A 15,451-nucleotide genomic window follows, 5' to 3' on the forward strand; every position below is an offset into this window, starting at 1 on the left:
ATGTGCGGCATATGCGGCGTCGTAGGACACAATCAGGCGGCCCCTATCGTGTTCGAGGGGCTGCGGCGGCTCGAATACCGGGGATATGATTCGGCGGGGATCGCAACGCTGGACGAAGGCAGGATCGAGCGTCGACGCGCAGCCGGCAAGCTGGGCAATCTTGGCGAAGCGCTTCGGGAACGCCCGTTGGCGGGCACGACGGCCATAGGCCACACGCGCTGGGCGACGCATGGCGCACCGACGGAAAACAACGCACACCCACACGGCACCGCCCGCGTCGCCATCGTTCACAACGGCATCATCGAGAACTTCGAGACGCTACGCCGTGAACTGGAGCAACTCGGCCACAGGTTCGAGACCGAGACCGACAGCGAAACCATCGCGCGTCTCGTCGATCATTACCTTTCGGAAGGTCAATCGCCGCGTGAGGCTGCTTTCGCTGCGATCAGCCGGTTAGAGGGCGCATACGCCCTTGCGATGATTTTCGCTGATCAGGAGGGGCTGCTGATCGGCGCCCGTCATGGGGCGCCTCTGGCCGTTGGATACGGCGACGGTGAGATGTTTCTCGGCTCCGACAGCCTGGCTCTTGCGCCGTTGACGCGACGGATCGCCTACCTTGAGGACGGGGATCGCGTGGTGGTCACGCGCTCCGGAGCCGAATTCTTCGACGATAAGGGAGATTCCGTCGAGCGTGCGGTGCAGACGACGGCGCTCGTCGCCGGAGTGATCGGCAAGGACGGCTACCGGCATTACATGGAAAAGGAGTTGCACGAGCATCCGCTGGTGATCGGGCAGACTCTTCAGCGCATGATTGACCCTGCGACGCGCAAGGTCGTGCTGCCGGACATGCCCTGCGATATTGGCTCCATTCGCCGTTGCGTGATCACCGCCTGCGGCTCGGCCTTTTATGCTGGAATGGTTGGACGTTACTGGCTGGAGGAGATTGCGCGGCTTCCGGTCGATATCGACGTGGCGAGCGAGCTTCGCTATCGCGATCCGCCGCTGGAGGCTGGCTCCCTCGGTCTGCTGATTTCCCAGTCGGGAGAGACGGCGGACACGCTTGCGGCCCTGCGCTCGCTGCGAAATGTGGGGTTGCCGGTGCTCTCCATCCTGAACGCCGAGCACAGCACCATGGCGCGCGAGAGCGACGCCGTGCTGGGCACGGTGGCTGGGCCGGAAATATCTGTGGCGTCCACCAAGGCGTTTACGGCGCAGCTGACGGTCCTCGCCTGCCTGACCATCGGGGTGGCGCGCGCCCGCGGTGTCCTCGGCGATGCTCAGGAAGAGGAACTGGTCTCGGCGCTGCTGGATCTTCCGAGCCGCGCTGCCGAGATTTTCTCGTTTGGCGAGGATATCCGGGCCATGGCCTCGGTCGTGGCTGAGGCGAGGGACGTGTTGTATCTCGGGCGCGGGAGCGCCTACCCAGTCGCCATGGAAGGCGCGCTGAAGTTAAAGGAAATTTCTTACATTCACGCAGAGGCCTATGCGGCTGGCGAGATGAAGCACGGGCCGATTTCCCTGATCGACAAGACCGTGCCGATCGTGGCGACGATTCCGTCCGGCGCATTGTTCGAGAAGACGCTGTCCAATCTTCAGGAAGCGAAGGCTCGTGGCGGGCGTTTGCTTGCCTTCACCGATGAACGGAGCGTGCATAGGTTGAACGCGATTGCGGAGCGGACCATTGCGCTGCCGCATGTCCATCCGTTCGTTACGCCGATCATTCAAACTATAGCCGTGCAGATTTTGGCTTATGAGACGGCTTTGCTGAAGGGGACTGACGTCGATCAGCCCCGGAATCTGGCCAAATCCGTGACTGTCGAATAACGGGAGTCGTCTTGGCGCCCGCGATCTGACGATTGCGTCGCCACAGATAAATGCGGCCGCCCGTCGGTCGAGCCAGGGCTTAACAACAAGAAGGATTTCCCTGGATGAGCGCCATTTTCGCCATTTCGCTAGCGACGCTTGCGATCCTGACGGTCATCGTCCTGATCGCTCGGCTGCGTCTGAATCCGTTCATCGCCCTGTTCGGCGCGTCTGTGGCGCTGGCTATCATCGCTGGAATGCCGCCAGAGAAGGCCGTGGGATCGTTCGAGGCCGGGGCGGGGCACGTACTTGGCCATGTCGGCACCGTAATCGCGCTTGGCACGATGCTCGGCAAAATGTTGGCGGAATCGGGCGGCGCCGATCGGATAGCCTTGACGATTTCCGAAATGGCGGGCCGTGAGCGGGTGGACTGGGCGATGATGATCATCGGCCTGTTGATCGGCTTGCCTGTCTTTTTTGAGGTCGGCTTCGTGCTGCTTATCCCGCTGGTGTTCGTGCTTTCCGAGCGAACCAAAACGCCCCTGCTACGGGTGGCGTTGCCAATGGGCGCGGCGTTGTCGGTGACGCATGCGCTGATTCCACCGCATCCGGCGGCGTTGCTGGCTATGGGCGCCTATCATGCCAGTATCGGACAGACGATCGTGCTGGGGGTGGTCATCGGCACGCCCATCGCGATCATCGCTGGGCCGGTATTCGGGCGTTTCGCTGCGTCGCGGGTGCAATTGACTGAAGAAAACCCGTTGGTCGCGCAGTTTGTCAGTGCGGAACCGCCTACCAACCTCCCAGGGTTTTTCATTACCGTCTTCACGATATTGTGCCCGGTCGTGCTTATGTTGATTGGTTCGGCGGCGGATATTTTGTCGTCTCCGGGAGGGACGTTCAATACGACGCTGAAATTCCTCGGAAATACCGACATTGCTCTTCTCGTTGCTACGGTGCTGTCGTTCTGGGTCCTGGGCCGGGCTCGGGGTTTTTCGAAGGAAACGGTCCTGAGGTTCACCAACGAGTCTCTCGCGCCGACCGCACTGATTATGCTGCTGATTGGCGCAGGCGGCGGGTTTGGGCGCGTTCTGGTCGATAGCGGCGTATCGAAAGCGATCACGGACGCGGCTCTTGGCGCTCACATGCCGTTGCTCGTTCTGGCGTGGGCCCTTGCCGCAATCGTGCGAGTCGCCTGCGGCTCCGCGACAGTTGCGATGGCGACTTCGTCCGGAGTGGTTGGCCCCATTCTTGCGCATGCAACGGGGGTTTCCCCGTCTTTGATGGTGCTTGTGACCGGCGCAGGATCAGTGGCTTTTGGCCCCATGAACGACGCAGGTTTCTGGCAGATCAAGGAATATCTTGGTCTCACGGTGCCGCAGACCATCAAGACATGGTCCGTTTTAGAGACATTGATCTCGGTGTCGGGACTGGCGTTGGTCTTGCTGGCGTCGATATTTATCCACTGAACACACGGATTCAGATAGAGTCGCACTTAGATATCAAGACGTTGATTGGCTTGGGTGTTGGCTGGGGAGAAGCGATTGTCCGCTTCTTCGGGATTTGCGCAACGTTAACCGGACTGGTTCTCCAGAAAATAGCTTCAGAGGCAGGTGTAGGCGCTGGCGACCCTGAGCGACGGATATCGTCTGGGCGCCGCTGGCGCTCGCGCATGCGTCTCCAGTAGTAACTCCTGTATTGGAGAAATCTGATCCGATTACCAAAATACGTGCGTGATCAAGATAAATAACAAACAGGTGAATAGCCCTTTCAGCATACCGTTACGCGTCAATTTTTCGGCTCGAAAAATAACGCCAAACGATCTCGGAGGTACTGCGTTTCAACCCCGGCGGCACTTCGCTTTCCGAGGGAGCTCTGCGGAAGTGGAAAATTTCCGTTGATCACGATGCCTGTTGAACGTTAGTTTGGCAGAAAATACGAAGATCGCTCTTCGGAGGGTGACTCAGCAAATGACAAAAATATTGGTTTACTCGGGCTTCAGCGACGCAAATATCGGTCCGAAAATCGGTAGCGCTGAATACAGTTATTTTTACGTCGCTCGAGAGTTTTATCGAGTCCTTGAGCATTTCGGGGATTTGGTTGCGATAGAGCGACCAGAAGAAATCCCTAAAATCTACCGGGCGTGTGAAGAGCGCGGGGAAACTTGCGTTTTTTTTTGCTTCAGTCCGCCGCACCGCGTGCCGTTAATTTCGGGATGCCCGACGGTGGTGGTCATGGCTTGGGAATTTTCGACCTTGCCCTGTCAGCAATGGAACGATGACCCTCGAACTGACTGGAGCTATGTATTTCGCCATGTTGACGCCGTCATCACGCTGTCGCGCCATACCGCCGATTTGATCCGCGAATTGATGGGCGCTACGTACCCAACATTTGCAGTTCCGGTTCCGACATTCGACGGCGTCCGGGGGGCGGTCGAAGTTGCGCTCCAGCCAGAAATTATTGCACCGAAAAAACAGGTATTTATATATGGCGCGCCTCACGACACTGATAATGCAGAAACAGACACAAAGCTGTTAAATGAGGAAGTGCAAGACTCTTCTAATTTTTTAGGCGAGGGCTCGGTCGCCTTCGTCGATACAAAATCAGATAATGGCTTGCTTGTCGTATCTGAAGGCGGATTGTCGTTGCCTCTCGGCGCGAGGGGGACGGCGTACGGAATCTCGGTGCATTGTTTTCGTGCGTTCCTTGACCTGTATCGACGTTGGATACGCCCCTTGACCCCGGAGCCGCTTGCTCGATTGCTATCTGAATCCGGTCAGGCACTCTATAAAGCCTCCAGATCGATAGCTCCTGTTCGTTCCGGCGTGGATCATGCCGCTGTCGTTGGAGATGTTGATCGCGGAGTCCAGTTGCACACAACGCAAGCTTCGTCAGAAGCCGGGGACGGTTTGGAATCAGGAAAAATTGAAGCGCAAAGCGATATAGCGTGTTCACCGGAGATTGCAGATGCTCAGCCAAATGCGGATGTCGGCGATCTCCTCCCATTTCCACAAGAGAATGTTTCTCGTTCGATGTCTTCGACAACTACACTCGCGCTGCGCGGCGTTGTGTATCTGTCTATTTTGAATCCGCGTGATGGGCGCAAAAACTGGCAAGATTTGTTAACCGGTTTCTGTTGGGCGTTTCGTGACGAGCCGAATGCAACGTTGGTTTTGAAAATGTCGTGCCCGAGGGAGTTAGCGCCAGAATCGGAAATCAAAGTGTTTTTGAGCGAATTTTCTCCGATGAAGTGCCAGATCGCCATCCTGTTTGGCTTTTTGCCAGACGAAATGATGCAGAACTTGTACCGTCATGCGACTTTTTATGTAAATACGTCGTCAGGTGAAGGTTTGTGCTTGCCTTTGGTTGAGGCAATGAGTTTGGGCGTTCCCGTTATTGCGCCACAGCATACAGCGATGGCTGACTATGTATCTTCAAATAATGCATTTGTACTGAAATCCAGCCTCGAGCAGAACGTGTGGCCGCATGATCCACGAGATCTGTATCAAACCATGCGTTACCGTCTGGACTGGGGATCGCTTGTCGATGCTTTCCACGACAGCTTTCGGACGATTACGACCGAACCAGAAATATACAGGCATATGTCCCGAACGGCGCGACACGATATGCGTCAGTTTTCATCTGACGATGTGGTTTCTAGGAAAATCAGAGACGTTCTGAAAGTTGTTTTCTCAGAGCGCAGAAAGATCGCAGCATGATTTATCTATCGTATTCGGATACGGATCGCAGTTCAATTGCCAGCAATCTGGGGCTCCCGGAGTATAGTTATTACTTTGTTCAGAAGGAATTTCGTTCCTTACTGGAAGAAAATTCGATTGTTTTTCCGATGACAAATCCAGACAGTGAAGCGGATCTGGTATGGAAGAATATTCAGTCTCGGGGAGATGAGTGCGTTCTGCTCAGTTTCGCTCCGCCACACAAGACTTTTGTTCCGTTGTTGTGCCCCTTTATTCCCGTTTTCGCGTGGGAGTTCGACACTATCCCGAACGAAATATGGGACAATGATCCCAAACAGGATTGGAGATATGTGCTGTCGCTCGCGGGACGAGCGATCACGCACTCAAATCACACGGTTCGGACAGTTCTCGCCGCCATGGGCGATGATTATCCGGTTGTCGCGTTGCCGTCGCCGGTTTGGGACAGTTTCGCCCCGTATTTTACCGGTCGGAGATATGGAATCGGCGCAACATTGACGGTTCGCGGAAGGATATTCGATAGCCGAAAAATTGATCTTGCGTTGTACAGTTCGGTGCGTCGGAGAGAGCAGGGGCGTGCCCCATTACCTACAGATGTAGGTGACCGGAATAGCGACCGTGAACTGGCGTTAGATGGCGTCGTCTATACATCAGTGCTTTGTCCTACCGATGGCCGGAAGAACTGGTTCGACATGATCGGCGCATTCTGTTGGGCGTTTCGTGCGATTGATGATGCAGTCTTAGTATTGAAGCTGACTCACCGTGACTGTGGGGATGCAATCGGGGCGATGCTTGAGGAGTTGGCGAAGCTTTCGCCTTTCAGGTGTCGAGTGGTTCTGATCGACGGCTTCCTGTCGGACGACGATTACTTCAAGTTGGCGGAAATTACTGATTTCACCGTGAATACTTCGACGGGTGAAGGGCAGTGCCTACCTTTGATGGAATACATGAGCATGGGCAAACCGGCGGTAGCGCCGGATCACACTGCGATGGAAGATTATGTCGACGCAGACAACGCCTTCATCGTAGCCTCAAGTCTTGAGTGTGCCCGCTGGCCGCACGATCCTCGTGGAGTTTTTCGCACCAGACGATATCGCCTGAATTTTGAATCGCTTATGAAAGCGTATAGTGAAAGTTATGATGTCGCCAAAAATGATCCGGAGCGATATGCGCGCATGTCGGAAAGCGCTTATCGCAAGTTAGGCGAACACTGTTCGCGCGCGGTAGTGCTGAAAAAGTTCAATGCGTTTCTTTTTGAGACAGCTCCAGCGCGACTGGAGGCGTCGCTTGCGTCATGAACGCTGTATCTCGCCGGATTGTGGTCAGGGCAAACGCAACGCCGTCTGATCTGGGTAGCAGGGTTCGCGACCTTGATGTATTGCGCGCCTTCGCGGTCGTTATGGTGCTAATCGAACATTCGCAAATAAATCTTTTATTTTGGGATGCGCGAATAGCTCATGGCTGGTTATTAAACGGCGGATTTTGGACTGGCGTCGACATATTTTTCGCCATCTCGGGGTACGTTATCGCTAGACCTTTACTGCCACGATTGGTCGATATTCGTGACGCGCGGAATTTTGCAGATGTAACGATCCGGTTTTGGATACGTCGTATCTGGCGCTTGTTGCCTTCTGCCTGGTTATGGCTTTTCGCGGCGCTTCTTCTTTCGATTGTTTATAATCGAAGCGGTTCCTTTGGATCGGTGGGCGCGAATTTTGAAGGTTTGATCGCTGGTATTCTCGATTTGGCCAATTTTCGCATGGCCTGGATTTATGGCCAGCACGGAGTAGGCGCAGCATTCGTTCAATGGAGCCTGTCGCTTGAGGAGCAGTTCTATCTGACACTTCCCCTATTGGTTGTAATTTTTCGTCGTCTGACCTGGATCCCGATGGCGATGCTGGTTGTGTCGTCCTTTCGTGTCATGAACATGCCGCTCGATATGATGCTGCGAGTGGGGGCTATTGGGGCCGGCGTTCTGCTCGCTCAATGGTCGACGCACGACACGTGGCGAATGTGCGAACCGACAGGATTGGCTGCCCGGCGCATATTTGGCCCCGTTTTGCTCTGTGGATGTATCCTCTTGCTCGTAGCGCTGGGAACAAGCGCCCTGCATATCGTCAGCTTTCGGATGGGTCCGATTTCAATAATTTGCGCAGTGCTGGTCTGGGTCGCATCCTATAACAGGGACTATTTGTGGCCATATGACGGTTCCCGCCCGTGGCTTCTCTACATCGCGGCAAGATCTTACTCCCTATACCTAGTTCATGTGCCGTCTTATTTTTTTGTGCACGAAACTTGGTTTAGATTTGCCGGGCGTGAAATACCAGGTCGGGTAGCCGCTATCGGGATTGTGTTGTCCGGCGTCGCGCTGACATTCGCTCTGGCCGAATTAAACTACAGGTTTGTCGAAATGCCGCTTCGTGACCATGGACGGCGGTTGGCTGCGTCGTTCATGCCACATTCTATGGAGATTGCGAGATGAACGTGCGACGACGTCTGATCTCGTGGCTGACTGCGAAATCGCAGTTGTCTGAATCCGCGATGACGCCTCCCCAGCAGAAAGACGACGTAGAGGTTACATGTTCTGGTTCAAACGGAGTCTCTTCTTTGGGGGATTCCCCCTCGATTGGCGATCCGTTGATAGGTCTTACTGACGCGGCTCTTCGGGGTTGGTTTCAACCAAAAACAGGTGAACTTTTTAGAGGTTTTCCCGTCGGAGTTGATGACGTCGTTGCTGATGTCGGATGCGGGGACGGATCAAATGCGGCGTTCTGCGCGCGAACGGGTGCGAGCGTTATATTGGTTGATATTGATTCTGCGTCGATAGAGAAAGCTACGGCACGCGTTCATCCGATTGGCGGCGCATATGTAAAAAGCTTCGTCAGCGATTGTGCTCCGTTGCCGCTGGCTGACTTGTCGGTTTCACGTGTTGTCTGCACAGAAGTGCTGGAGCATGTCGATGACCCAAAGGCTGTAATGGAGGAACTGGTCAGGATCGGCCGCCCGGGCGCGCTATATCTGCTGTCTTGCCCTCATCCTTCTAGTGAAGCGCTTCAAAAGGAATTGGCGCCGCCCGAATATTTTCAGAAACCGAATCATATTCGTATTTTTGAGGTCGACGAGTTCGTCGAGTTGGCGAAAGGAAGCGGTCTTGAAATTCTGGAAACGGAAACTTACGGATTTTTCTGGAGTATCTGGTGGGGATTGTTTTGGAAAACGGAGTCATCGCTAGGGAACGTGTCCCATCCGTTGATGCACGCGTGGGAAAAGTTCTGGCGCCAACTTCTTGATTTGCCGGGCGGCGTGGACGTTAAACACGCGTTGGATAATCTTTTACCAAAGAGTCAGCTGATCATCGCGAGGAAACCCTGATCTAATAGCAACCGTCAGGCGGAAGTTAGTCAGCCTTTAACTTACGGTGTTCGAGCCACGCAGAAAGGCCGCTGGCGATTGGTAGCGGTGTATCATTGAATGTCAATTCTGCGTGTGCGTTATTCATGAATGATTTTCTCTGATCGTTGACGTCATTTGCTCAAAGTGCACTGAATACAGAGGTGTGTTGTACGATTTTTCCTAAGTTGTTGATATATTATATGAAAAAATATCGTTAAACGCTCTTGCGGATAAGCTCGAATGACTTGGCACGTATGGACTCTGCGCGAATCATTGCGGCTATACGGGTTGTAACGTCATCCCGATTTATTATGCTGAATTGGGCATTGGGGAACTCATCACAACGTTCGATTGCGCGACGTAGCATAGATCATGGACTATTTTGATTGAAAGAGGTTTCAACATGATTGGACCATCCCTGTTTTCTCTGAAAGATCGCCTTGCGCTGATCACGGGCTCTTCTGCAGGTATAGGTTTTACGCTTGCGCAAGGGCTGGCCGCGCATGGCGCTACGGTGGTTCTGAACGGCCGCGATAAACGTCGACTGGAGACTGCTAGAGCCAATCTCGCCGAGCATGGTGTCGATGCCCATGTACGCGTGTTTGATGTTGGAAATAGTGGTGAGGTTCGAAAGGCGGTCGAGGACATAAGCCAGTCGATTGGTCCGATTGATATTCTGATTAATAACGCTGGCATGCAATATCGTGCGCCACTTGAGGATTTTCCAGAAGATGCCTGGGCGCAACTGAAGGCTGTCAATATTGATAGCGTTCTTTACGTAGGTCAGGCCGTTGCGCGGCATATGATTGCACGGGGAAAAGGAAAAATAGTCAATATTTGTTCTGTACAAAGTGAACTTGCCAGAACCGGCATTGCGCCTTACGCCGCGACCAAAGGTGCGGTGAAGATGCTAACAAAAGGTATGGCGACAGATTGGGCGAAGCATGGGTTGCAGATAAACGGCCTTGCCCCCGGTTATTTTGCGACGGAGATGAATTCAGCTCTGGTTCAGGACGGTGAGTTTACGAATTGGCTCGAAAAGCGCACGCCTGCTGGCCGTTGGGGGCGGGTTGAGGAGTTGGTCGGGGCAGCGGTGTTTTTGTGTTCTGACGCTTCCAGCTTCGTTAATGGGCACATTTTGTATGTCGATGGCGGCATTACATCATGTGTTTAAGATTGGTTGACCATCATGCAAATTTATATTTTTATATTCGAACAATATGAAAAATCGAATTTATTGACTAAGTAATAAGAGGCGTTGATCAGCGAGTGCGGCTTCGATGTTTGATTTAATGAGCTATCCTGAATTTATAACAAAGGTGGAATTGAATTTTCCCGCGTCAGAAGAATTTTCCAACTTGATGAATTGCTTACCAACTGATTTTTGATCGAAATTACGATCCCCTCTAGTGAGAGCGAGGTATCAGTTTCACCTCCGTTGGTTGTGTGACGCTTTTAGTGAGGGATTCGGCACGTTGCATGAAAATCCAATTGGCGTGACGTGGAATCCAAACCCGGTGGTGACGTAAAAATTCCGCGCCCAAAAGGCTGTTTTCAGTTTCGCCTACGCTGAGAGCCGGGTGCGTAAAATGGAATGGGCCCACATCAAGGCTATCAAAATGATGTAGATAACGAACAGTTTTTTCGTCATCTATCCCGTAACCCAACCCTTTTTTGTCGCGAAGCAATTCGTCTTTTTTCACACCTGCTTCACGAGCGTCATCACGTGAAATCAAGGTGCTGCGGGCGCCACTGTCGAGAAATGCGTCTATCGCGTGACCATTGAGTTTGATCTGCACAACAGTTTTTGTCTCGTCGTTCCACGTATGATTGATTTTTACCTTGTAAAATCGCCCCTGCCAGCCAGGCAGCGCGTCTGTGCATCCGTCGATAGCGTAGAGATTGATGCGATGATCTGGCAAATCCAAGACAACGTCGTAGCCATGGAGGAAATCTGCTCCGAGAAGGCCGACAACAGGTAAACCGTTAATTGTGTGCCCGTCGAAGAGGTTTCCGGCGATAACGAATGAAACGTTAGAGGCTGTGGCGCTGCCCAAGCCGAGCGTTTCGGCAGTTGCGACGCCACCGAAAGTTATTCCCCCTGTGCCTTGCAACCGAACCGTGCCAGCCTGGCTGTCGAGACCCAGTTTGTCCACTTGACCAGGCCAGACACTGCTGAAGCGGGCGCCAGTATCTACGATGAACGCGACCGGATGGCCGTTGACGGTGGAACTGACAATGGGTGAGCCACGGTCGTTCATGACTGTCAGATCCCCCAAAGTGGAGATTACGCATCGACTGTCATCTGCGCAGGCGGACACGACGAGGGGGAGTGTCAAAGCCACCCAGAGAGTCTTGGAAAACATGTGTCGGAGTATCGCTATGAAAGAACCGGTGAGCAAGGATAGTCCGATAAATAGTGTCCTTCGTAGATTAGTAAATCATTCTGATGGGCGTTATATAGCTTCGCACGTGATCGTCTTCGTTATGATGCGCGGCGTGAGTTGACAAGTTGTATTGCTTTGACCAGGTAGGGGCAGCTTACAGCCTATTAGTATAGCGTCCAGAGGTTCCGACTGATTCTTGGCACGCCGTGACTATGACGGCATTCGGATTGTGCATTCGGTCGCCGCACAAAACATCACGGCATTTGTTTCGTCGATCTGAACGACCTGAGTTCAAGTTGTGTCTTATCGAAAACACGTGAGTAAAATTCTAAAACAGGCGGCGGGATATAACCGCTGCGGCCATGATCATGGACCAGATCGCAGCAAACGTTATCGCCTGCTTAGCTGAATGAATGACGAGGTTATCGCAAAAAACCGACAAGCCGCTCAGCTTCGTCAACAATAGGACTGGCGATCGTCGACGCCCGTTGCGCGCCACCGCGGAGAACGTTTTCCAGATGGCCAGGATCAGCGAGAAGGCGTGATGTTTCCTTCGCTATAGGTTCCACACGGTCGACCAGGACATCAGTCAAAGCCTGTTTGAAGGGGCCAAATCCCTCTCCGCCGTGGCGATCCAGCACCTGCTGCGGCGTCAGGTCAGCGAGTGCGGCATATAATCCGACAAGATTGCGGGCCTCGGGGCGGCCTTCCAATCCATCAGTCTCAGAGGGTAGAGGCTCTGGGTCCGTTTTAGCTCGGCGGATCTTCAACGCAATGGCGTCAGCTTCGTCCGTCATCTCGATACGGCTCTGCTCGGACGGGTCAGACTTGGACATCTTCTTCGTTCCGTCGCGCAGGCTCATGACGCGTGCAGCTTCTGGCGGAACAAAGGCCTCGATCTCCGGGAAAAATTCGACGCCGTAATCATGATTGAACTTCTTGGCGATATCGTTGGCCAGTTCGATATGCTGACGCTGGTCGTCGCCGACCGGAACGCGCGTCGCCTTGTAGGCCATGATGTCTGCGGCCATCAGGTTAGGATAGACGTAGAGGCCTGCTGAATGGTTCTCGCGGTCCTTGCCTGCCTTGTCCTTGAACTGGGTCATGCGATTCAACCAGCCTAGCCGGGCGACGCAGTTGAAAATCCACGCCAGGCGCGCGTGAGCGCTGACGGCCGACTGGTTGAACAGGACGTGTCGGACCGGATCAATGCCCGAAGCCAGCAGCACGGCGGCCTGCTGTCGGGTTTGCGTGCGCAGCGCCTCTGGATCCTGCCATACGGTGATGGCGTGCAGGTCCACGAGACAGAAAACGCACTCGTGCCCGTCCTGCAGCGTCACCCAGTTACGGATGGCTCCAAGATAGTTTCCGAGTGTAGGGATGCCGGTCGGCTGAATGCCGGAGAACACGCGTTGCATGGCGGTGTTGTCAGGGTTTTACCAGCAACTCGTCAAGTGGCGACGAGGAGCCCCTCGACCATGAGAGGCGTTAGGGTAGGGGGTTCGTCTGGTCGAGCTTTGCCCGCATGGCGGCGACATCACCGGCGCCAATCCTGTGGGCTCTGGCCGTGGCGATTTCAGCAGTAGAGATCGCCGGCGCGGGACCGGAACCGCCTTGCTCGGACAGCCATGACAGAATTGTCGCGATCTGTGTGTCTGTAAGATATCGGAAAGGCGGCATTTCGGCTCGATACGATTGACCATTGGCGCGAATGGAGCCGCTTACTCCGTTGATCAGCACTGCGGCGAGATAGGCGCGTCCTTGTGGCGTGGCCGCGATCTTGTCTATCCGTCCGACCAGAGGGGGAACGGACCCCGCCATGCCCTGTCCGCCGTGATGGCAGATGCCGCAATTGGAGGCGTAGAGATAATGGCCACCTTTGCTGCGAGAGCACCCGGCAAGCAATGCCAGGCAGCAAAGGGCGGCGGCTACGTGGCGGCGCATGTGATGTAAGTTTCCGATCAGCGAAACTACGTTTCCGACGCACCAGTAGCGCGTCGGAAAAGGGGGGCAGTTACTGCCCGTTATCGCCGCGCGTCACGCCCAGAAGCTGGATCTTGAAAATAAGAGGGCTGTTAGAGGGAATGATGCCCATCTCACGGTCGCCGTAACCCAGTTTCGCCGGAACGTAGAGCATCCACGTGTCGCCGACATGCATCATAGGCACGCCTTCCATCCAGCCTTGAACAAGGCCGTCCAGCGGCATCTGCATGTAAGCCCCGTGTCCATGCTGATCGGACGCGTCGAAGATCGACCCATCGGGCAGGCGACCTTCATAGATCAGCATCAGGGTGTCGCCCTTGTGCGGTTGCGGGCCATTCGGCGGCCCGGATTCCAGCACTTTGTAGGCAAGGCCGTCAGGAAGCGTCTTCACGCCCGGCTGCGACATCTCTTTCTGCATCAGTTGTTCTGGCGTCAGTTCCACCTCTTCCTTGTGACCGCAAGCGATCATGGGAAGAGACAGCGACGCAGCGACGGCGAGGGGAAGAAAGCGGCGCGGAGTCAGCGAAAAACGAAACATGTCACCTCGGAGTTTATCGACCCTGAACGCTCCCGAGCCGAATTTGGCTGGAGGGAGCAGAGCGGAATGGATGGATTCCGGGAAGTTTCCCGTCTGCCGGGAAGCCGGGCGATCTGTATAGCGGCGGCTGGGTAGGGGGGCTACCCCACCCTTGCCGATGTTACAGAGCCGGACTTTCCCGCATCAATTACCGCAAGCGCTTCAGGCGCGGGAGTGACGACGCGGTGGGTTCAGAGCGAGCCGCCGCGTCGACCGATCTGTGATCCTAGACGCAGGCGCAGAGCGTTCAGCTTGATGAAGCCTTGCGCATCCTGCTGGTTGTAGGCGCCCTGATCGTCCTCGAACGTCACGACGCGCGTGTCGTACAGGCTGTGCGTGCTCTCTCGGCCGACGCAGATGACGTTGCCCTTGTACAGCTTCAGGCGCACGCGACCGGTAACGGAGTTCTGCGACGCGTCGATCAGAGCCTGCAGCATCCGGCGCTCGGGCGAGAACCAGAAGCCGTTGTAGATGATCTCCGCATAGCGCGGCATCAGGCTGTCCTTGAGGTGCATGGCCTCGCGGTCGAGCGTGATCGATTCGATGGCGCGGTGCGCGGCGAGCAGGATCGTGCCGCCGGGCGTTTCGTAGATGCCGCGCGACTTCATGCCGACAAAACGGTTCTCCACGAGATCCAGGCGGCCGATGCCGTTGGCCCTGCCCAACTCGTTCAGCTTCGTCAGCAGGGTGGCGGGAGAAAGCGCCTCGCCATTGATCGCCACCGGGTCGCCGGACACGAAGTCGATGGTGATCTCGGTCGCAACGTCCGGCGCGTCTTCGGGCGAGATCGTACGCTGGAAGACGATCTCTTCCGGCGCCTGCGCAGGGTCTTCGAGCAGCTTGCCTTCGGAAGAAGAGTGCAGGAGGTTCGCGTCGACAGAGAACGGGGCTTCGCCGCGCTTGTCCTTCGTGACGGGAATCTGGTGCTCTTCCGCGAAGGCCAGAAGCCGCGTGCGCGACGTTAGATCCCACTCGCGCCATGGGGCGATCACGGTGATGTCGGGCTTCAGGGCGTAATAGGCCAGTTCGAAGCGGACCTGATCGTTGCCCTTGCCGGTCGCGCCGTGCGCCACGGCGTCGGCGCCGACGGCTTCCGCGATCTCGATCTGGCGCTGGGCGATCAGCGGGCGGGCGATGGACGTGCCGAGCAGATATTGTCCTTCGTAGAGCGTGTTCGCCCGGAACATAGGGAACACGAAATCCTTTACGAATGTCTCGCGCAGATCTTCGACGAAGATCTCTTTCACGCCGAACATTTCGGCTTTCTTGCGCGCAGGCTCCAGTTCCTCGCCCTGACCAAGGTCGGCCGTGAACGTGACGACCTCACACCCGTAGGTGGTCTGCAGCCAGCGCAGGATGACGGACGTGTCCAGGCCGCCTGAATAGGCCAGAACAACCTTCTTGATACGTCTGTCGCCGGGGGCGGTCGGCATGCGGGGAGTCTCCGGAGTTGATGTGTCGCAGGGGCCGGCCGCGCGAGACGGCCGCTGTCAGCGTCCTAGCACTGTGCGCGGCGGAAACGCCATAGCGCGTGGCCTCGGCATAGTGATGTCGCCAAACTTGGTGCGGCGAAGGAAGCGGGCTATCAGATC

General features: G+C 55.4%; 12 protein-coding genes. 7 read left to right on the top strand and 5 right to left on the bottom strand.

All coding sequences use genetic code 11. The features are described 5' to 3' along the window. From glmS to J2D73_RS06720, 7 genes are all read left to right on the top strand, one after another. Positions 1-1,824 carry a glutamine--fructose-6-phosphate transaminase (isomerizing) gene (gene glmS / locus J2D73_RS06690; RefSeq protein WP_207880650.1) on the top strand — a complete coding sequence of 608 codons (1,824 nt, stop codon included), beginning with the start codon at positions 1-3 and terminating at the stop codon, positions 1,822-1,824. 104 nt (positions 1,825-1,928) lie between these two features. Further along, a complete protein-coding gene (locus J2D73_RS06695; RefSeq protein ID WP_207880658.1) occupies positions 1,929-3,272 on the top strand; it encodes a GntT/GntP/DsdX family permease in 1,344 nt (447 codons plus the stop codon). 501 nt (positions 3,273-3,773) lie between these two features. Beyond that, positions 3,774-5,522, top strand: coding sequence for a glycosyltransferase (locus J2D73_RS06700; RefSeq protein WP_207880660.1), 1,749 nt, complete (start codon positions 3,774-3,776; stop codon positions 5,520-5,522). A gap of 491 nt (positions 5,523-6,013) precedes the next feature. After that, entirely contained in the window at positions 6,014-6,817 is an 804-nt protein-coding gene (locus tag J2D73_RS06705) for a glycosyltransferase (protein ID WP_207880662.1), read from the top strand. Continuing rightward, positions 6,814-8,001, top strand: a complete 1,188-nt coding sequence (locus J2D73_RS06710; RefSeq protein ID WP_207880664.1) for an acyltransferase family protein — start codon at positions 6,814-6,816, stop codon at positions 7,999-8,001. Before J2D73_RS06705 ends, J2D73_RS06710 begins: the two co-directional genes overlap by 4 nt. Further along, the gene (locus J2D73_RS06715; protein WP_207880667.1) at positions 7,998-8,891 is read left to right on the top strand and encodes a class I SAM-dependent methyltransferase; all 894 of its coding nucleotides are present in this window, start codon (positions 7,998-8,000) and stop codon (positions 8,889-8,891) included. The genes J2D73_RS06710 and J2D73_RS06715 overlap by 4 nt, the downstream gene beginning before the upstream one ends. Positions 8,892-9,315: 424 nt before the next feature. After that, a complete protein-coding gene (locus J2D73_RS06720) occupies positions 9,316-10,086 on the top strand; it encodes an SDR family oxidoreductase (RefSeq protein ID WP_207880675.1) in 771 nt (256 codons plus the stop codon). Between the two features lie 232 nt (positions 10,087-10,318). Here the strand turns inward: J2D73_RS06720 and J2D73_RS06725 are convergent, their stop codons facing one another. The 5 genes from J2D73_RS06725 to J2D73_RS06745 form a co-directional block, all read right to left on the bottom strand. Beyond that, positions 10,319-11,173, bottom strand: a complete 855-nt coding sequence (locus J2D73_RS06725; protein WP_207880677.1) for an aspartyl protease family protein — start codon at positions 11,171-11,173, stop codon at positions 10,319-10,321. A gap of 548 nt (positions 11,174-11,721) precedes the next feature. Then, positions 11,722-12,717 carry a tryptophan--tRNA ligase gene (trpS, locus tag J2D73_RS06730; protein ID WP_207880679.1) on the bottom strand — a complete coding sequence of 332 codons (996 nt, stop codon included), beginning with the start codon at positions 12,715-12,717 and terminating at the stop codon, positions 11,722-11,724. Between the two features lie 70 nt (positions 12,718-12,787). Beyond that, entirely contained in the window at positions 12,788-13,243 is a 456-nt protein-coding gene (locus J2D73_RS06735; RefSeq protein ID WP_207880682.1) for a c-type cytochrome, read from the bottom strand. 70 nt (positions 13,244-13,313) lie between these two features. Continuing rightward, positions 13,314-13,820, bottom strand: a complete 507-nt coding sequence (locus J2D73_RS06740) for an FKBP-type peptidyl-prolyl cis-trans isomerase (RefSeq protein ID WP_207880686.1) — start codon at positions 13,818-13,820, stop codon at positions 13,314-13,316. A 230-nt stretch (positions 13,821-14,050) separates the two neighbouring features. Then, positions 14,051-15,292 carry an argininosuccinate synthase gene (locus J2D73_RS06745; RefSeq protein ID WP_207880689.1) on the bottom strand — a complete coding sequence of 414 codons (1,242 nt, stop codon included), beginning with the start codon at positions 15,290-15,292 and terminating at the stop codon, positions 14,051-14,053. Positions 15,293-15,451 lie beyond the last annotated feature (159 nt).

It is taken from the genome of Acetobacter sacchari, from assembly GCF_017377715.1.
In the GTDB taxonomy this organism is placed as follows: Bacteria; Pseudomonadota; Alphaproteobacteria; order Acetobacterales; family Acetobacteraceae; genus Acetobacter; species Acetobacter sacchari.

Coding starts and splice junctions, on each gene's coding strand:
- trpS (WP_207880679.1), bottom strand. CDS start 12,717: ATGCAACGCGTGTTCTCCGGCATTCAGCCGACCGGCATCCCTACACTC.
- J2D73_RS06725 (WP_207880677.1), bottom strand. CDS start 11,173: ATGAACGACCGTGGCTCACCCATTGTCAGTTCCACCGTCAACGGCCAT.
- J2D73_RS06700 (WP_207880660.1), top strand. CDS start 3,774: ATGACAAAAATATTGGTTTACTCGGGCTTCAGCGACGCAAATATCGGT.
- J2D73_RS06745 (WP_207880689.1), bottom strand. CDS start 15,292: ATGCCGACCGCCCCCGGCGACAGACGTATCAAGAAGGTTGTTCTGGCC.
- J2D73_RS06695 (WP_207880658.1), top strand. CDS start 1,929: ATGAGCGCCATTTTCGCCATTTCGCTAGCGACGCTTGCGATCCTGACG.
- J2D73_RS06720 (WP_207880675.1), top strand. CDS start 9,316: ATGATTGGACCATCCCTGTTTTCTCTGAAAGATCGCCTTGCGCTGATC.
- J2D73_RS06735 (WP_207880682.1), bottom strand. CDS start 13,243: ATGCGCCGCCACGTAGCCGCCGCCCTTTGCTGCCTGGCATTGCTTGCC.
- J2D73_RS06710 (WP_207880664.1), top strand. CDS start 6,814: ATGAACGCTGTATCTCGCCGGATTGTGGTCAGGGCAAACGCAACGCCG.
- glmS (WP_207880650.1), top strand. CDS start 1: ATGTGCGGCATATGCGGCGTCGTAGGACACAATCAGGCGGCCCCTATC.
- J2D73_RS06715 (WP_207880667.1), top strand. CDS start 7,998: ATGAACGTGCGACGACGTCTGATCTCGTGGCTGACTGCGAAATCGCAG.
- J2D73_RS06740 (WP_207880686.1), bottom strand. CDS start 13,820: ATGTTTCGTTTTTCGCTGACTCCGCGCCGCTTTCTTCCCCTCGCCGTC.